Annotated in this window: 11 protein-coding genes and 1 riboswitch; of the genes, 3 read left to right on the top strand and 8 right to left on the bottom strand. The window is 47.2% G+C overall.

Annotated features, from left to right (window positions below; genetic code table 11):
* Positions 1 to 3: 3 nt before the first annotated feature.
* Positions 4 to 1629, top strand: a complete 1626-nt coding sequence (locus MZO41_RS07065) for a peptide ABC transporter substrate-binding protein (protein WP_013355205.1) — start codon at positions 4 to 6, stop codon at positions 1627 to 1629.
* Between the two features lie 199 nt (positions 1630 to 1828).
* Here MZO41_RS07065 and MZO41_RS07060 read toward each other — a convergent pair whose 3' ends face one another.
* The 6 genes from MZO41_RS07060 to argC form a co-directional block, all read right to left on the bottom strand.
* A complete protein-coding gene (locus MZO41_RS07060; protein WP_013355204.1) occupies positions 1829 to 2335 on the bottom strand; it encodes a QueT transporter family protein in 507 nt (168 codons plus the stop codon).
* A gap of 8 nt (positions 2336 to 2343) precedes the next feature.
* Positions 2344 to 2389: riboswitch (PreQ1 riboswitch) on the bottom strand.
* A 54-nt stretch (positions 2390 to 2443) separates the two neighbouring features.
* Positions 2444 to 3466 (bottom strand): ornithine carbamoyltransferase, encoded by a 1023-nt coding sequence (argF, locus tag MZO41_RS07055; RefSeq protein WP_013355203.1) that lies wholly within the window; start codon positions 3464 to 3466, stop codon positions 2444 to 2446.
* Positions 3459 to 4628: an acetylornithine transaminase gene (argD, locus tag MZO41_RS07050; RefSeq protein WP_013355202.1), complete on the bottom strand. Its 1170-nt coding sequence runs from the start codon at positions 4626 to 4628 to the stop codon at positions 3459 to 3461. Before argD ends, argF begins: the two co-directional genes overlap by 8 nt.
* Positions 4625 to 5371, bottom strand: a complete 747-nt coding sequence (gene argB, locus MZO41_RS07045) for an acetylglutamate kinase (protein WP_003642071.1) — start codon at positions 5369 to 5371, stop codon at positions 4625 to 4627. Before argB ends, argD begins: the two co-directional genes overlap by 4 nt.
* 15 nt (positions 5372 to 5386) lie before the next feature.
* On the bottom strand, positions 5387 to 6595 hold the full coding sequence (argJ, locus tag MZO41_RS07040; protein ID WP_022638509.1) for a bifunctional glutamate N-acetyltransferase/amino-acid acetyltransferase ArgJ: 1209 nt from the start codon (positions 6593 to 6595) through the stop codon (positions 5387 to 5389).
* A 30-nt stretch (positions 6596 to 6625) separates the two neighbouring features.
* Positions 6626 to 7651, bottom strand: coding sequence for an N-acetyl-gamma-glutamyl-phosphate reductase (gene argC / locus MZO41_RS07035; RefSeq protein WP_013355200.1), 1026 nt, complete (start codon positions 7649 to 7651; stop codon positions 6626 to 6628).
* A gap of 268 nt (positions 7652 to 7919) precedes the next feature.
* Here argC and MZO41_RS07030 point away from each other — a divergent pair, with 268 nt between their 5' ends.
* A complete protein-coding gene (locus MZO41_RS07030; RefSeq protein ID WP_013355199.1) occupies positions 7920 to 8987 on the top strand; it encodes a carbamoyl phosphate synthase small subunit in 1068 nt (355 codons plus the stop codon).
* On the top strand, positions 8980 to 12042 hold the full coding sequence (gene carB, locus MZO41_RS07025; RefSeq protein WP_013355198.1) for a carbamoyl-phosphate synthase large subunit: 3063 nt from the start codon (positions 8980 to 8982) through the stop codon (positions 12040 to 12042). The genes MZO41_RS07030 and carB overlap by 8 nt, the downstream gene beginning before the upstream one ends.
* 146 nt (positions 12043 to 12188) lie before the next feature.
* Here the strand turns inward: carB and MZO41_RS07020 are convergent, their stop codons facing one another.
* Both MZO41_RS07020 and MZO41_RS07015 read right to left on the bottom strand, forming a co-directional pair.
* On the bottom strand, positions 12189 to 12959 hold the full coding sequence (locus MZO41_RS07020) for an ABC transporter ATP-binding protein (RefSeq protein WP_003642066.1): 771 nt from the start codon (positions 12957 to 12959) through the stop codon (positions 12189 to 12191).
* A 15-nt stretch (positions 12960 to 12974) separates the two neighbouring features.
* Entirely contained in the window at positions 12975 to 13988 is a 1014-nt protein-coding gene (locus MZO41_RS07015; RefSeq protein ID WP_013355197.1) for an ABC transporter permease, read from the bottom strand.
* Positions 13989 to 14008 lie beyond the last annotated feature (20 nt).

Raw genomic sequence — 14008 nt, 5'->3', positions numbered from 1 at the left:
CTAATGTTGATGAAAAAATTGACAACTATTAGTTGCCTTTTACTAGTACTAAGTAGTCTAACCGCTTGTGGGCAAGCACATGCCAATGTCACAACCACCAGGAAAACCCTGCATTTGATGCAGGATAGTGAATTAACCTCATTGGATACCTCAAATACAGCCACACTTACACAATGGAACGTCTTACAACAATCCATGGAAGGCCTCTATCGCATGAACGCTCAGAATAAAGTGGTCGGTGCAATGGCCACTAAAGTCGTTAAACCAACAAATCATGGCAAAACCTACACCTTTCACTTACGACGAAATGCAAAGTGGAGTAATGGTCACACCGTCACTGCCAAAGATTTCGTAACAGCTTGGCAACGCTCTGTCAGTGCCACTTCTACCTCTGGTTATAGTTACATATACGAAGGTATCAAAAACGCTGCTCAAATTTCAGCCGGACATAAATCTGTTAAATCATTGGGCGTTACTGCAGTGAATAAGCACACTTTAAAAGTTACGCTCAGCCACGCCATGCCATACTTGAGTAAGATGCTCACCATGCCCGCTTTCTTTCCCCAGGATCATCAAGTGGTGTCCAAATACGGGAAAGATTACGGAACTACTAGTACAAAAATGGCCTACAATGGCCCGTTCGCCGTTAAAGGTTGGAACGGGACTAATGATTCTTGGAATTTGTTAAAAAATACATACTATTACGATAAAAGTGACATCAAGTTAAATAAAATAACAATGCAAGTTGTCAAAGACTCCACAACTGCCCATAATCTCTTCTCACAAAATAAATTAGATGACGCTACTGTCACCGGCGTCACCGCGCAGGGTGTTCAAAATGACTCGCATCTAAAACACGTCAGTAAAGCTGGCACTTATTATTTACGTCTCAACATGCAAAAAAATCGGGCTTTAAACAATCAATATTTACGTCAAGCCTTGAATCTTGTGCTTAATAAAAAAACACTCACCAAAAATATTTTGAGTGATGGTTCAACACCTGCTTACAATTATGTCACACCAGGTTTAACCACCGATCCCACTACGGGCAAGGATTTTGGTACTGAAACTCAAAGCACCTACCGACACAATGTTGCTAAAGCACAAGTATTATGGAATAAGGGTCTCAAGCAACTTGACCGTTCTTCTGTAACATTAAAGCTAGTTAGTGATGACACGACGGTCGCTAAGAATATTGACCAGTTTGTTCAAGCCGCTGTAGCACAAAACCTGAAACATGCCAAAATGTCAGTTTCAGCGATACCTTCAAAGGCCTCCGGCGAAGCAGTTACTAACGGAAATTACGATTTGACTTATACACTCTGGCTAGCAGACTACGCGGACCCGATTTCCTTTTTCGACATTCTGACAAAGAACAATCCGCAAAACTACGGGCACTATGATGACACTGTTTTCAATCAACAAATCACCGCTGCACACAACCAGAACGCAACTAACACACAATCATACTGGCAAAATATGAGAACTGCCGCCAAACGTCTCAACCAAACAGCAGCAGTCGTACCGCTTTACAACATGACTGAAAGTCACCTTGTAAATTCTAATTTAAATGGTGTCAGCTATCATGCGGTTGGCGAAAACGATTATACGCGTGCTTACTTCAAATAATTGTCTGGGTTCTGAAATGAACACCAGTCATTATGCACTATATCTGCCCATAATGAACTCTCATCGCCAACTTCACTATGAGTCGATTAGATTATTTTGTTCAACTGACATCGTAATGACTCGACAAAAAAACCATTATTTCAATGACTCATCCTTCATCGAAATAACGGTTTTTAGTCTGATTTGTAAAAATCACACCCTACTGAATCCGGTCACTAAAGTGCAAGACCCGATCCAAGCTGTACATAATTGGCGCGGTGATACTCATGATAATCAACTCTGATAAAGCAGTTGTTAGATACGTCGGCCAGAAAGCGACGCCGCTACTCATCATGGTAATCATCAGTGCGATCATAAACATCGAAACGGTGAATAGCGCGATATTCAGTAACATCCGTTGCCAAACCGTCTTCAATTTAGGGGCCAACCACGTCAATACCAGCAGGGCTAATAATGATTGGCCGCCACCAAAGAGAACGTTGAAGAGACTCGCACCGGGACCAAAAGCGTCAAACAAAATAACGCCAGCAACAATTCCCCAAATATACTTGCGATTGAACACGGCTAAGTGGTTCAACCCTTCAGAAACGCGGAATTGAATTGCGCCCGATGCTAAGCTAAAAGCTGCGGGGCCTAGGCATAGTACAACATACATTGCAGCGACTAGGGCGTTGATAATCCATGGTCGAATTTTTGATTGTGTCATTCGCTTAATTCCTCCTAGTTTTTTTAACGTGGGATGGTTACGAACCACGTATTGATTGAAACAAAGCGAATATAATCGTAGCACGCTCTAGTAGTTCCCGCAAGCTTGCTAATTGAAAATGCTGGTAGGAATAAATAAGTTACCTAATGTAGCCGCCATTACCGCCTTAATTGCTGGCATCCGGTTGCCGGCCTCTTCAAAGACGACCGCCTGCTTACTCTGGAAGACATCATCCGTAATTTCAAACGCCGTCATTCCGTACTGTTCGCCTAATTTGGCTCCCAGCTGCGTCTTTAGATCGTGTAGTGCTGGTAAGCAATGCATGACAATCGTCGATGACTTGCCAGTAGCTGCGAGTAACGCAGTATTAATTTGAAACGGCAATAGTTGCTTGATCCGCTCACCATAGTCGACCTGCTCGCCCATTGAGACCCAGACATCCGTATAAAGCGCATCAGCCTGAGTAACGGCTTGTTGCGGATCAGCCGTAATCACGACCGTGCTCCCAGCTGCCTGCGCATACTGTTGGGCCAACGCGACCACTGCTGGGGCTGGCTGTAACGCTACCGGGGCCCCGATAGCGATATTGATGCCGAGCATCGCTCCCGCCACAAGTAAACTATTAGCCATATTATTGCGACCATCACCAACGTACGCTAACGTCAACCCTTTTAAATGACCAAAATGTTCCTTTAATGTTAAAAAATCCGCTAAAATCTGCGTCGGGTGCCACTCATCGGTCAATCCGTTCCAGACTGGTACACCACTATAGGTCGCTAAGTCTTCGACCGTGCTTTGTTTAAAGCCCCGAAATTCAATACCATCATACATGGACCCCAGTACTTTCGCCGTATCAACAACTGACTCCTTCGTCCCGAATTGGATGTCGTCCTTACCCAAAAACTCTGGATTCGCGCCCAGATCATTAGCCGCCACAGTAAACGCAGAACGTGTCCGTGTCGACATTTTTTCAAACAGCAACGCAATATTTTTTCCTTGTAAATAAGGGTGTGGGATATGGTGTGCTTTAAGGGTCTTCAAGTGACTAGCAAAGTCAATTAAGTAAGCTAATTCTGTTGGTGTATAGTCGATTTCCTTCAAGAATGACCGACCTTCAAATTGATTATTCATTCGTCGTGACCTCCGTTGTCAAAGTTGTCAGTACCTTTGCAATCAAGGCAATCCCAGCTAATAAATCGGCCGGTTGCATCACAATTGGGGGTAACAAACGTAACGTATTATCGCCAGCTGATAACGTCAATAAGCCTTCTACTTGTAGCCGGGTGATGACTTGATTAACCGGGATTTGTTCATCTAAGTGGATTCCAATCATTAGGCCCTTCCCCGTGATTTGTTTCACTACCGGTATCGGTTCGACTTGAGTCGCTAGGGATTGCCAGACAAGTTTGGCATGGGCTCGAACCGTCGTTAACAGCGCCGGTGTTAATTGGGTCAAGACACGTTTTGCCGCCGCCATAGCAACAGCATTACCGGCGAACGTCGAGCCATGGCTGCCCGGACCAAAGGCAGTGGCTAATTGCCGCCGACCAACCATTGCCCCCACTGGCAAGCCATTCGCTAAGCCCTTGGCGACCGTGTAGATATCAGGATCCAGGCCGTAACCTTCATAGGCCATCCGGTAACCAGTCCGACCGATTCCCGTCTGCACCTCATCAATAATCAACAAAACACCCGTTGCTTGGCATTTCGCATTAACCGCTTGTAACCAAGCTGTTTGTCCCGCAAAGACGCCGCCTTCACCTTGAACGACTTCTAAAATAACGGCCGCCAACTCTGGTGTGATTTTGTCCAAAGCCGCGTCGTCATTATAGGTTGCAAACGTGATGCCAGGCACTAATGGCGCATAGCCAGCCTGAATATGAGGATTGCCCGTCATCGACATAGCGCCATAGGTTCGACCGTGAAATGAATGCTGAAAAGCTAAGATGCCGGTTTTACCTGTGTACTTCCGTGCGAGTTTTAATGCAGCTTCATTAGCTTCGGTTCCGGAATTTGCAAAGTATACGAGTCGCTCTTCACCATTCGCTAACAGGCCGGCAACGGCATCTTGTAATTCATTTTCGTATAAATTCGACGTATGCCAGATATGCGTCAACTGCTGGGTGACGGCCGCCTGAATTTGTGGTTGGTGATACCCAAAGTTGCAGACCCCGATTCCCGCCGTAAAATCTAAATACGTCTTGCCATGATTATCAGTCAGATGAACGCCCTGACCATCCGTAATGGCAAATGGAAAACGTTGATAGGTTGGAAACACGTGTTGCATGGTCATACGGCCACCTCCTGAATAATTGCGGTTCCTGGTTGATCGATTGCATTCGTAATAATAGCCTGCTTGACTCCCGTCTGAATCGCGGCAATTGCAGCTTGAACTTTGGGTTGCATTCCCGCGGTGATCACAGCTGTTCGAATCAATTGCTGAGCTTGTTGTGGCGATAGTGATGTCATCACATTACCGTGATGTATAATTCCCGGGACATCGGTTAGCAAAACCAATTTTTCAGCATGTAGTTGTTGGGCTAGCACGGTCGCTGCCATATCCGCATTGACATTGAGCCATTGTCCCGTCTCGGTTAAGGCTAAAGGGGCCAAAATACCGATATGATGAGCCAACAATTGCATTAATTGCACTTGATTGACAGCGGTGAGCCGGCCGACATACCCTAGCTGTCGATAATCAATCAATTCACCAGTTAGTAACTGATTATCCGCCGCATTGAGCCCCAACACAGGTAGGTGATGTTGCGTTAATTTTGCAAGTAAGGCTGGTTGCGCATCTCCTAGCAGGGCCAACTTGGTGAGCACTAAGGTCGCCGCATCCGTCACCCGCAACCCGTTCACCTTATGCACGGGCAAAGCAAGCTGAGTCGTCAGTCGATTGATCATTGGCCCCCCACCGTGTACGATCAGAATCTGATAATGCTGTTGGTACCACTGTGCGATTTGGTCAAAGAAAGTGGTGCTCAATTGGCTAATCGCCTGGCCCCCAATCTTAATTACAATTAATTTTGTCATTTTCACCACCTCCGTTTAAGTATGATAGCTCGCGTTAATTTTGACGTAATTGTAAGTCAAGTCACAACCCCAAGCCTGACCACTTGCTGTACCGTGATGTAAATCAACATCGATCATAATCTGGTTATCACGTAAGGTCGCCTGCACCGCTGCCATATCAAAGTCAACGGCCAGACTTTGTTGAACAAGTAAAACGCCGTTCATTTCAATATCGACCGTCGCCACATCGATGTCTGCATCAGTGGCGCCAATCGTGCTAATGATTCGCCCCCAATTCGGGTCTTCACCGAAAACGGCCGCCTTAACGAGGTTAGAGCCAACAATTGCTTTGGCGATTTGCTGACCGTCAAACGTTGTAGCGGCGTGGACCACATTACATTCGACTAACTTGGTCGCACCCTCACCGTCAGCAGCAATTTGCTTGGCAAGTTGGCCTAAGACATAGTGCAACGCCTGATTAAAAATATCATAGTCGGTGGTACCCGCTTGTAAACTCGGATTATCTGCCAGACCATTCGCCAACGTGACCACCATGTCATTAGTAGACGTGTCACCGTCAACAGTAATTTGATTGAATGTCTGATCAACGTTAGTACTTAGCATGTCCTGTAAAACTGGCCCGTCTATTTGGGCATCGGTGGTGACAAAACCAAGCATGGTTGCCATCTTGGGATGAATCATTCCAGAACCTTTGGCAAAACCGGTCAAGGTAACTAACTGGCCGCTGAGTTCACACTGCACACAGACGGTTTTTGGATGCTGGTCTGTCGTTAACACGGCGTAGGTCACCGCGTCACTCTTCGTTGGTGTCAATTGCGGCAAGCCGTTTTTGATTTTATCCATGGGTAACTGAGCACCAATCAGCCCAGTCGAAGCAACGCCAATCAAGTTCGGCGCCACGTTTAGTTTATTCGCTAACCAGGCTTGTTCTTGCAGCGCATTCTGCCACCCCTGCTCGCCAGTACAAGAATTGGCGATTGCACTATTCAGCAGCAGTCCCTGTAATTGGTGGCCCTGGTCGATTATCTGTTTAGTTAACTTAGTTGGTGCTGCCTGAAACTGATTCGTCGTATAAGTTCCAGCCGCACTGGCAGGCACTTTTGAAAATAGCCAACCAAAATCTTTTTTATGACGACGAAGACCAATATGAATGCCATCACTGTAAAAACCTGCCGGCCACTGAAAGGCAACCGTTTCAAACTTCGTATTCGTTAAAACTTGCATCTGCATAACTTCCTCTCTTATTGCACCTTATCAGGGAAATACAGGTAACGTCGGTAATCCGGCCGTAACCGCGAAATCAAAATAGCGATTAAAATTCTGAACGGCCTGCCCCGCAGCACCTTTCATCAAATTGTCAATGACGCTCACAACCACGATGGTGTTCGTGACCGGATTATAATCAACGCCTAACGCACAGTTATTAGACCCAACAACGTCCTTGAGCGTCGGCATCCCCGTTGGTAGCACTTGCACGAACGGCTGCTCATGATAGGTCGCGGTAAAAGCAGCGCGGACCTGCGTCGTTGTCAATGCTGACTTCGCTTTGGCATAAATCGTCGTCATAATCCCACGCGTTACTGGAATCAAAGTGGTAGTAAATTCAATCGCAGAAATCGCGGACCACCACTGCTGTAACTGTTGCATCATTTCAGGGATATGTTGATGTTGATTCAACTTATATAAACTCAAATTATCATTCACAGCGACGTAATGACTCGCAGCTGTCGCTCGTTTGCCAGCACCAGATAAGCCGGACTTAGCATCCACAACAATCGAAGTCGGTTCGACCAACTGCTGCTGAGCAAGTGGCGCTAGTCCTAATAACGTAGCAGTCGCATAGCAGCCGGGATTCGCAATGTAGGTGGACAACGGCGCCGGCATATCAGCTAAGCCGTAGCTCGCCTGCGCCAAAGCGGTCGCCGCTGCTGGATCACGTTGGTACCACCGCTGATATTGCTCTGGATCATGCAAGCGGAAGTCACCAGATAAATCGATGACTGGAAAATGAGCAGCGATGAATGGTAATGCCAATTGTCGCGTGATACCCGCTGATGTCGCAAAGAACACAATCGCGTTATCGCGCATGATTGCCGTCGCATCGAATGGTCGAATAACCGCCGTTTCTTTCTGGTACATGGCTGCCACCGTCTTTAATGCCACCGTAGTTGCTCCCACGTGCCCGTATAATTGGATGCGATCGATCTCGGGATGTTGTTTCAAGAGCCGGTACAACACCATGCCACTGTACCCCGTAACGCCAACTAGCGCGACTTGCATATAATCACCTCAAATATTCAAAAATAGTGTATTAGCTGCATGTTCATGCAGAAAGTATGATTCACACTATATTCTCATCGCTTTTAAATTGCAAGCTTTATTGAAAAAATATTCATTTTTATTCTATTGATTGCATATTTTTAGCTTTATTCAGTGTTTTATGCATTTAACATGTATTTTTAATTGACATCCACAATAAAATGATGTTTACTTATCCCATTAACCAAAATGAAATTTTAACCAAATTATCAGAAAGGGTGCGATTGGGATGAACAAATACTTAACTTTAGCAGATGGCACACAGTGGATTGGAACGGCAATTGGGGATTGCCAGCTAGAGGCTGCGGGGCGCATCGTCTTCAATACGGGAATGACGGGTTATCAGGAAACATTGACTGATCCATCCTACCTAAATCAAATGATTGCCTTCACTTACCCATTAATTGGTAATTATGGTATCGATCCGACCGTGGCCCAGGCACCAACGATTGGCGCACAAGCCATCATCGTTCACGAGCTGGCCACTTTTAATGATCACTATACTAGTCGCCAATCACTGGCAAGTTTTCTGACAATCCACCATGTAGCCGGCATTGAAGGCGTCGATACTCGTGACCTAACGATTCACATTCGCCAAACGGGAGCCCAGATGGCAATCTTGAGCAATCATCCCATCACTGATTTTGAAGCGCAACTCGCCACATTCGCACCCCAAGTACTAACGGCTACCCCCCTCCCAGTAGCGACGACCACCATCCGTCCACGCGTCGCGATTCTCAACTTTGGTGAAAAAGCAGCTATCACCGCTGAATTGCAAGCCCGGGGCGCGGACGTTGTTGTCCTTCCACCTACAGCTAGTCTCAAGGCCGTGGCCGCGTATCACCCTGACGGAATTTTGTTATCCAACGGTCCCGGTGATCCGACTGACTATCACACTTACTTAGCGACCATTCGCCAACTCGCACAACGTTATCCGCTGGCTGGCATTTGCCTTGGTCATCAGTTGATTGCACTCGCCTATGGTGCTCGGACTTACCAGCTTTCCTTTGGTCACCACGGGCTAAACCATCCGGTACAAGCCTGCGCTGACGGTCGTATTATCATGACTTCGCAAAATCATGATTACGCCGTCGATCCGGCATCGATCAAGGGCACCCCGCTGATCGTCACGCACACTGAATTAAATGACGGCAGCATCGAAGGCTTGCGCCTACCGCACCAGGCCGTAATGTCGGTGCAATTCCATCCCGAAGCACACCCGGGGCCCCAGGAAGCTGGGCAATTTTTCGATGATTTCTTACTAACAATTCAAAAGGAGGCGGTTGTTAATGCCTAAAAACAATGCCATTCATTCGATTGCTGTCATCGGTTCTGGTCCAATCAAAATCGGTCAAGCCGCTGAGTTCGACTATGCCGGTACTCAGGCTTGTCTAAGCCTTAAAGCGGCCGGCTATCATGTCATTTTGATCAATTCAAACCCAGCAACCATCATGACTGACACGGCCACCGCCGACGAAGTCTACTTAGAACCTCTGACTTTGACCAGTGTCACTAAAATTCTGCGGGCCGCCCACCCTGATGCTTTGCTCCCGACACTTGGTGGACAAACCGGATTGAACCTAGCGATGGCGTTAGATCAGGCTGGCGTTCTTAATGAGTTGAAGATCCAACTGCTAGGGACTTCCCTAGCCACCATCAATCAAGCTGAAGACCGGGCAGCATTTAAAACACTTATGAAGCGGCTCCATCAACCGATTCCAGCAAGTACCACTGTTCACCACGTGACCAGTGCATTGTCGTTTGCTGAAAAAATCGGTTATCCGGTCATTGTTCGTCCAGCCTTTACACTCGGGGGTTCAGGTGGCGGCATTGCCAATAATGCCGCCGAATTGACCCAAACGTTACAGCGGGGGTTGACCATGTCCCCCGTCACCGAGTGCTTGATTGAACAAAGTATCGCCGGCTTCAAAGAAATTGAATTCGAAGTCATGCGTGATAATCAGGGTACCAAGATCATCGTCTGTTCCATGGAAAACTTCGATCCGGTCGGTATTCACACTGGCGATTCTATCGTGTATGCCCCCGTTCAGACTTTGACTGACACTGAATATCAGCAGCTACGAACGGCGGCTTTGACGATTGTGGAAGCCCTCGACATTAGAGGTGGGTGCAACGTTCAACTCGCTCAAGATCCGAATAGTCGTCAGTACTACGTCATCGAAGTGAACCCGCGGGTCAGTCGTTCATCGGCGCTAGCTTCTAAAGCGACGGGATATCCAATTGCCAAAATTGCAGCCGATATCGCAATTGGTCTAAATTTATCTGAGATCAAGAATCCAGTCACGCAGACAACCTACGCGGCCTTTGAACCAGCTTTAGACTATGTGGTTGCCAAAATCCCCCGGTTTGCGTTTGACAAGTTTCCAACGGCCGACGCTCACTTGGGAACACAGATGAAAGCCACGGGGGAGGTCATGGCGATTGGGTCAACCTTGGAGGAAGCCACGCTCAAGGCGATTGCTTCGCTTGAAATCGATCCCAAGACCCAAGCGTCCTTGACCCCTGACCACCACGTCACCACGACTGAATATATCGACCAATTGACCCACCCGACAGATCAGCGGCTCTTCTATCTATTGGCGGCGCTGCAAGCGGGTTGGCCGTTAGCAAAATTAGCGACGCTAACGCAAATCACGCCATTTTTCTTGAGTAAGTTACAGCACATCGCCCAACTCATCCGGAATATCAAGCAAGTGCCGACGTCCCAACACCTCTTATCGGCGAAAAAGTACGGTGTGAGTCTGGCGACCATGGCGCATTATGCCCAAACTTCGGTAGCGACCATTGCTGCCATGACTGCTGATTTACCCTTCGTTTATAAAATGGTCGATACGTGTGCTGGTGAATTTGCCAGTGTTACACCATATTTTTACAGCACTGCTTTTGGACAAACTAACGAGAGTCACCCACTAGGACACAGTATTTTAGTACTCGGATCAGGCCCCATTCGAATCGGACAAGGCATCGAATTCGACTACACCACCGTTCACTGTGTCAAGGCCATTCAACAAGCTGGCTACCATGCAATCATCGTCAATAACAACCCCGAGACGGTCTCCACCGACTTTTCTACCTCGGATAAGCTTTATTTCGAGCCACTAACAATCGAACGTTTGATGCCAATCATTGCGTTGGAGCAACCCGCGGGCGTCATCGTTCAATTTGGGGGCCAAACTGCGATCAACCTTGCCTATCAGCTCACTAAATTAGGAGTCACCGTCCTAGGAACCAGTGTGTCCGCTACCGATTTGACCGAAGACCGGCAATCTTTTGCGGACTGTTTACGTCTACTAAAGATTGCCCAAGCCGCTGGAACGACCGTAACTGAGTTATCCGGTGCCCGTCAAGCAGCTCACGCAATCGGTTACCCCTTACTCGTACGGCCAAGCTTTGTACTCGGCGGCCGGGCCATGGCAATCGTTCATAACGATCATGAGCTCACGCCAGTTATTAAATCAGCGGTGGCAGCTGGCCATGGTGCGCCTATCTTAATGGACCAATACTTGGCGGGAACCGAGTGTGAAGTTGACGTTCTCTCCGACGGAACGTCGTGCTTCATTCCAGGAATCATGGAACATATTGAAGGTGCTGGCGTTCATTCTGGCGATTCCATTACAGTCTATCCACCACAGCACCTCAGCCCTGCTGTTCAAGATAAGATCGTCACCATTGCCACCAAATTAGCACAACACCTCCACTGTGTCGGTATGATGAACATTCAGTTCGTCGTCACCGATGATGTCTACGTAATCGACGTTAATCCGCGGGCAAGTCGAACAGTTCCTTACATGAGCAAGGTTACTCACTTGCCACTGGCACAATTGGCAACCCGGCTAATTCTCGGTCAAAGTTTAGCAACCCTTGGCCTAGTCCCCGGACTCTTGACACCCGCTCCACAACAAATTGCTATAAAGGCCCCAGTCTTCTCTTTCAATAAATTGCCACAATCACCAGTCGTTTTAAGTCCTGAGATGAAATCAACTGGTGAGACTCTTGGTATCGGCCCGACTTTCACGACCGCTTGGCATGCCGCCATGGCTGATAGTTATCACTTAGAGACTTGGCAAACCGTGGATGGTCTCATCACCGATATTGCCACTGTGGCGCAACCCGCGGTCCAGGAACTGTTCGCGGCTAACCACCTCACCGTCACAACAATCGCTAACACGACTGATTGGCCTGCAAAGACTAAAGCAGTGGGTTTCACGCTTAATGACCAACCTGATAATCCCGTGGCTATCGCTGCATTGAATCATGGACAACCATTGATTACGGCGATTGATACGCTTAAGACCCTATTGGCCAGTACGACAACGATGGTAAGCGAATAAGCCTGCTTCTTCGTACTTAGTCCAACTAACGAAGTCTCCTGGATGGCCATATCAAGCTCACCACCATGCGATCCTGTTTTTTCACAGCAAAAATGCTTATCAAGACTGGTATCTCGCCAATCATCTTGATAAGCATTTTTTAGTCATCACCCAGCAACCTGTCCATCATGAGCGCCAAAGTTTAATTTATCTTGAATCCGATGCCGAAATTCAGCAAAATCGACACTCAACCGTGACCGTGGATGTGGTAATGGATTTGTCACAATTTCTTTGATTCTCCCAGGACGAGGCGTCATCACAATAATTCGGTCACTCAAGTAGACTGCCTCATCGATATCATGAGTAACTAAAATCATCGTCGTCTGTGTCTGCTGCCAAACCTGTTCGATGACATTCTGAATATCCGCACGTGTAAACGCATCAAGAGCCCCCATCGGCTCATCCAAAAGTAGGAGCTGCGGGTTCATGATAATTGACCGCGCGAGGGCAGCTCGTTGGGCCATCCCACCAGAAACCTGATGCGGATAAGCATTTTCAAAGCCTTTTAGCCCCATCAATTCAATATAATGGTCGACCAATTGGTGGTCATAATGCCGACCACGCGTCACTTTCAGGCCGACACTAATATTCTCCTTGATTGTTGACCATGGAAAAAGGCTGCCATGTTGGAAAACATAACCGCGAGAATTATCTGGTCGCTTAATCTGCTGATTATCGATCGTTAGCTGACCGCTAGCGGGATGGTCTAATCCAGAAATCAGGCGTAGTAACGTGGTCTTACCACAACCAGACGGCCCAATGATTGCTACGAACTCACCCGGATTGACGGTGAAATCAATATCATCTAGCACGTCGATCTGATGACCATCATTGTCTTGAAGCCGCTGATTAACATGTTGAACTGCAAGTAATCCCATCTTATAAGCTCCTTTCTAGTGAGCACCATCACGCCAACGTAGGCAGTAATCTTGAATTTTGGTAAACACCGCAAATAACACTGAAAACAGAATCGCCATAATCACAATTGCCGCATAGACTTGTGTATAATTCCCGGTACCCTTTGCCCAGTTGATAAACCAGCCCAGTCCGACCTTAGCACCAATCATCTCGGAAATTACCAGCATTGTAAACGACAATCCCATTGCCGTATAAACGCCAGTAAAGATACTTGGCAACGCTCCGGGAAGGACGATTTTGCGGATAATCTGCCACTCACTAAATCCTAAGGTCTTTGCTGATTCGAAGTATTCCTTGCTAATCCCTTGAACGCCACCAATCGTCATGAAGGCCACTGGAAACCAAACCGAGAAGGCAATCAAGAAGACTTCGGCCATGTAACTAGTCGGAAAGATGACCATCGTCAGCGGCATCCATGCAGCCGCAGGGATAATCCCGATGACCTTCAAGTAGGGGAATGCCCAGTAGTTAAACTCACGATAGCGTCCCATGCCCAAACCAAGTAAGATTCCAAGAATGGTCCCAATCACAAAACTAATCAACCAAAGCGCTAATGATGACAACGTCGAAGCCCAGAGCAAGCCGGCATTTTCGCGCATCTGGTCCAAGATTTGTGCAAAGCTCACGAAGAAAGGCTGTTCTAGAACGGCAAACTTTTCGGTCAGAAGATCCTGCACGATCAGCAAGCCAACTAACGAAACGTTCAACTGGGCAAAATGTCCATTATACCGGCGAATTCGACCATTTGTAACTGCGCCAATCAGCGTAACAATCAATAAATAAGCAAAGTACCCACCTAAAAACCAATGATACGTCTGATTATTAACGGTTTCCTGTGATACAACCAATTGGTTTTCAAAATACGCAATTGCTAATACGACTAAACTAACAATGTTCCAGGTTAAGTGCCAGGGCTTCCAATAACGGCCAGTTGTCTTAGCTGCCTGCACAGCTTTTTTTCGACTCAATTGGACTGCTGTTATTTGCATACTATTCTACCTCCTTGAAC

The sequence above is a fragment of the Lactiplantibacillus sp. C232 genome (assembly GCF_023806725.1).
Taxonomy (GTDB): Bacteria; Bacillota; Bacilli; order Lactobacillales; family Lactobacillaceae; genus Lactiplantibacillus; species Lactiplantibacillus plantarum.
This window is presented reverse-complemented; position numbering and strand designations above follow the sequence as displayed.

What these genes read in the sequence shown, in the direction of transcription:
- MZO41_RS07065 (WP_013355205.1), top strand. Translation starts at nt 4, where the DNA reads ATGTTGATGAAAAAATTGACAACTATTAGTTGCCTTTTACTAGTACTA.
- MZO41_RS07060 (WP_013355204.1), bottom strand. Translation starts at nt 2,335, where the DNA reads ATGACACAATCAAAAATTCGACCATGGATTATCAACGCCCTAGTCGCT.
- argF (WP_013355203.1), bottom strand. Translation starts at nt 3,466, where the DNA reads ATGAATAATCAATTTGAAGGTCGGTCATTCTTGAAGGAAATCGACTAT.
- argD (WP_013355202.1), bottom strand. Translation starts at nt 4,628, where the DNA reads ATGACCATGCAACACGTGTTTCCAACCTATCAACGTTTTCCATTTGCC.
- argB (WP_003642071.1), bottom strand. Translation starts at nt 5,371, where the DNA reads ATGACAAAATTAATTGTAATTAAGATTGGGGGCCAGGCGATTAGCCAA.
- argJ (WP_022638509.1), bottom strand. Translation starts at nt 6,595, where the DNA reads ATGCAAGTTTTAACGAATACGAAGTTTGAAACGGTTGCCTTTCAGTGG.
- argC (WP_013355200.1), bottom strand. Translation starts at nt 7,651, where the DNA reads ATGCAAGTCGCGCTAGTTGGCGTTACGGGGTACAGTGGCATGGTGTTG.
- MZO41_RS07030 (WP_013355199.1), top strand. Translation starts at nt 7,920, where the DNA reads ATGAACAAATACTTAACTTTAGCAGATGGCACACAGTGGATTGGAACG.
- carB (WP_013355198.1), top strand. Translation starts at nt 8,980, where the DNA reads ATGCCTAAAAACAATGCCATTCATTCGATTGCTGTCATCGGTTCTGGT.
- MZO41_RS07020 (WP_003642066.1), bottom strand. Translation starts at nt 12,959, where the DNA reads ATGGGATTACTTGCAGTTCAACATGTTAATCAGCGGCTTCAAGACAAT.
- MZO41_RS07015 (WP_013355197.1), bottom strand. Translation starts at nt 13,988, where the DNA reads ATGCAAATAACAGCAGTCCAATTGAGTCGAAAAAAAGCTGTGCAGGCA.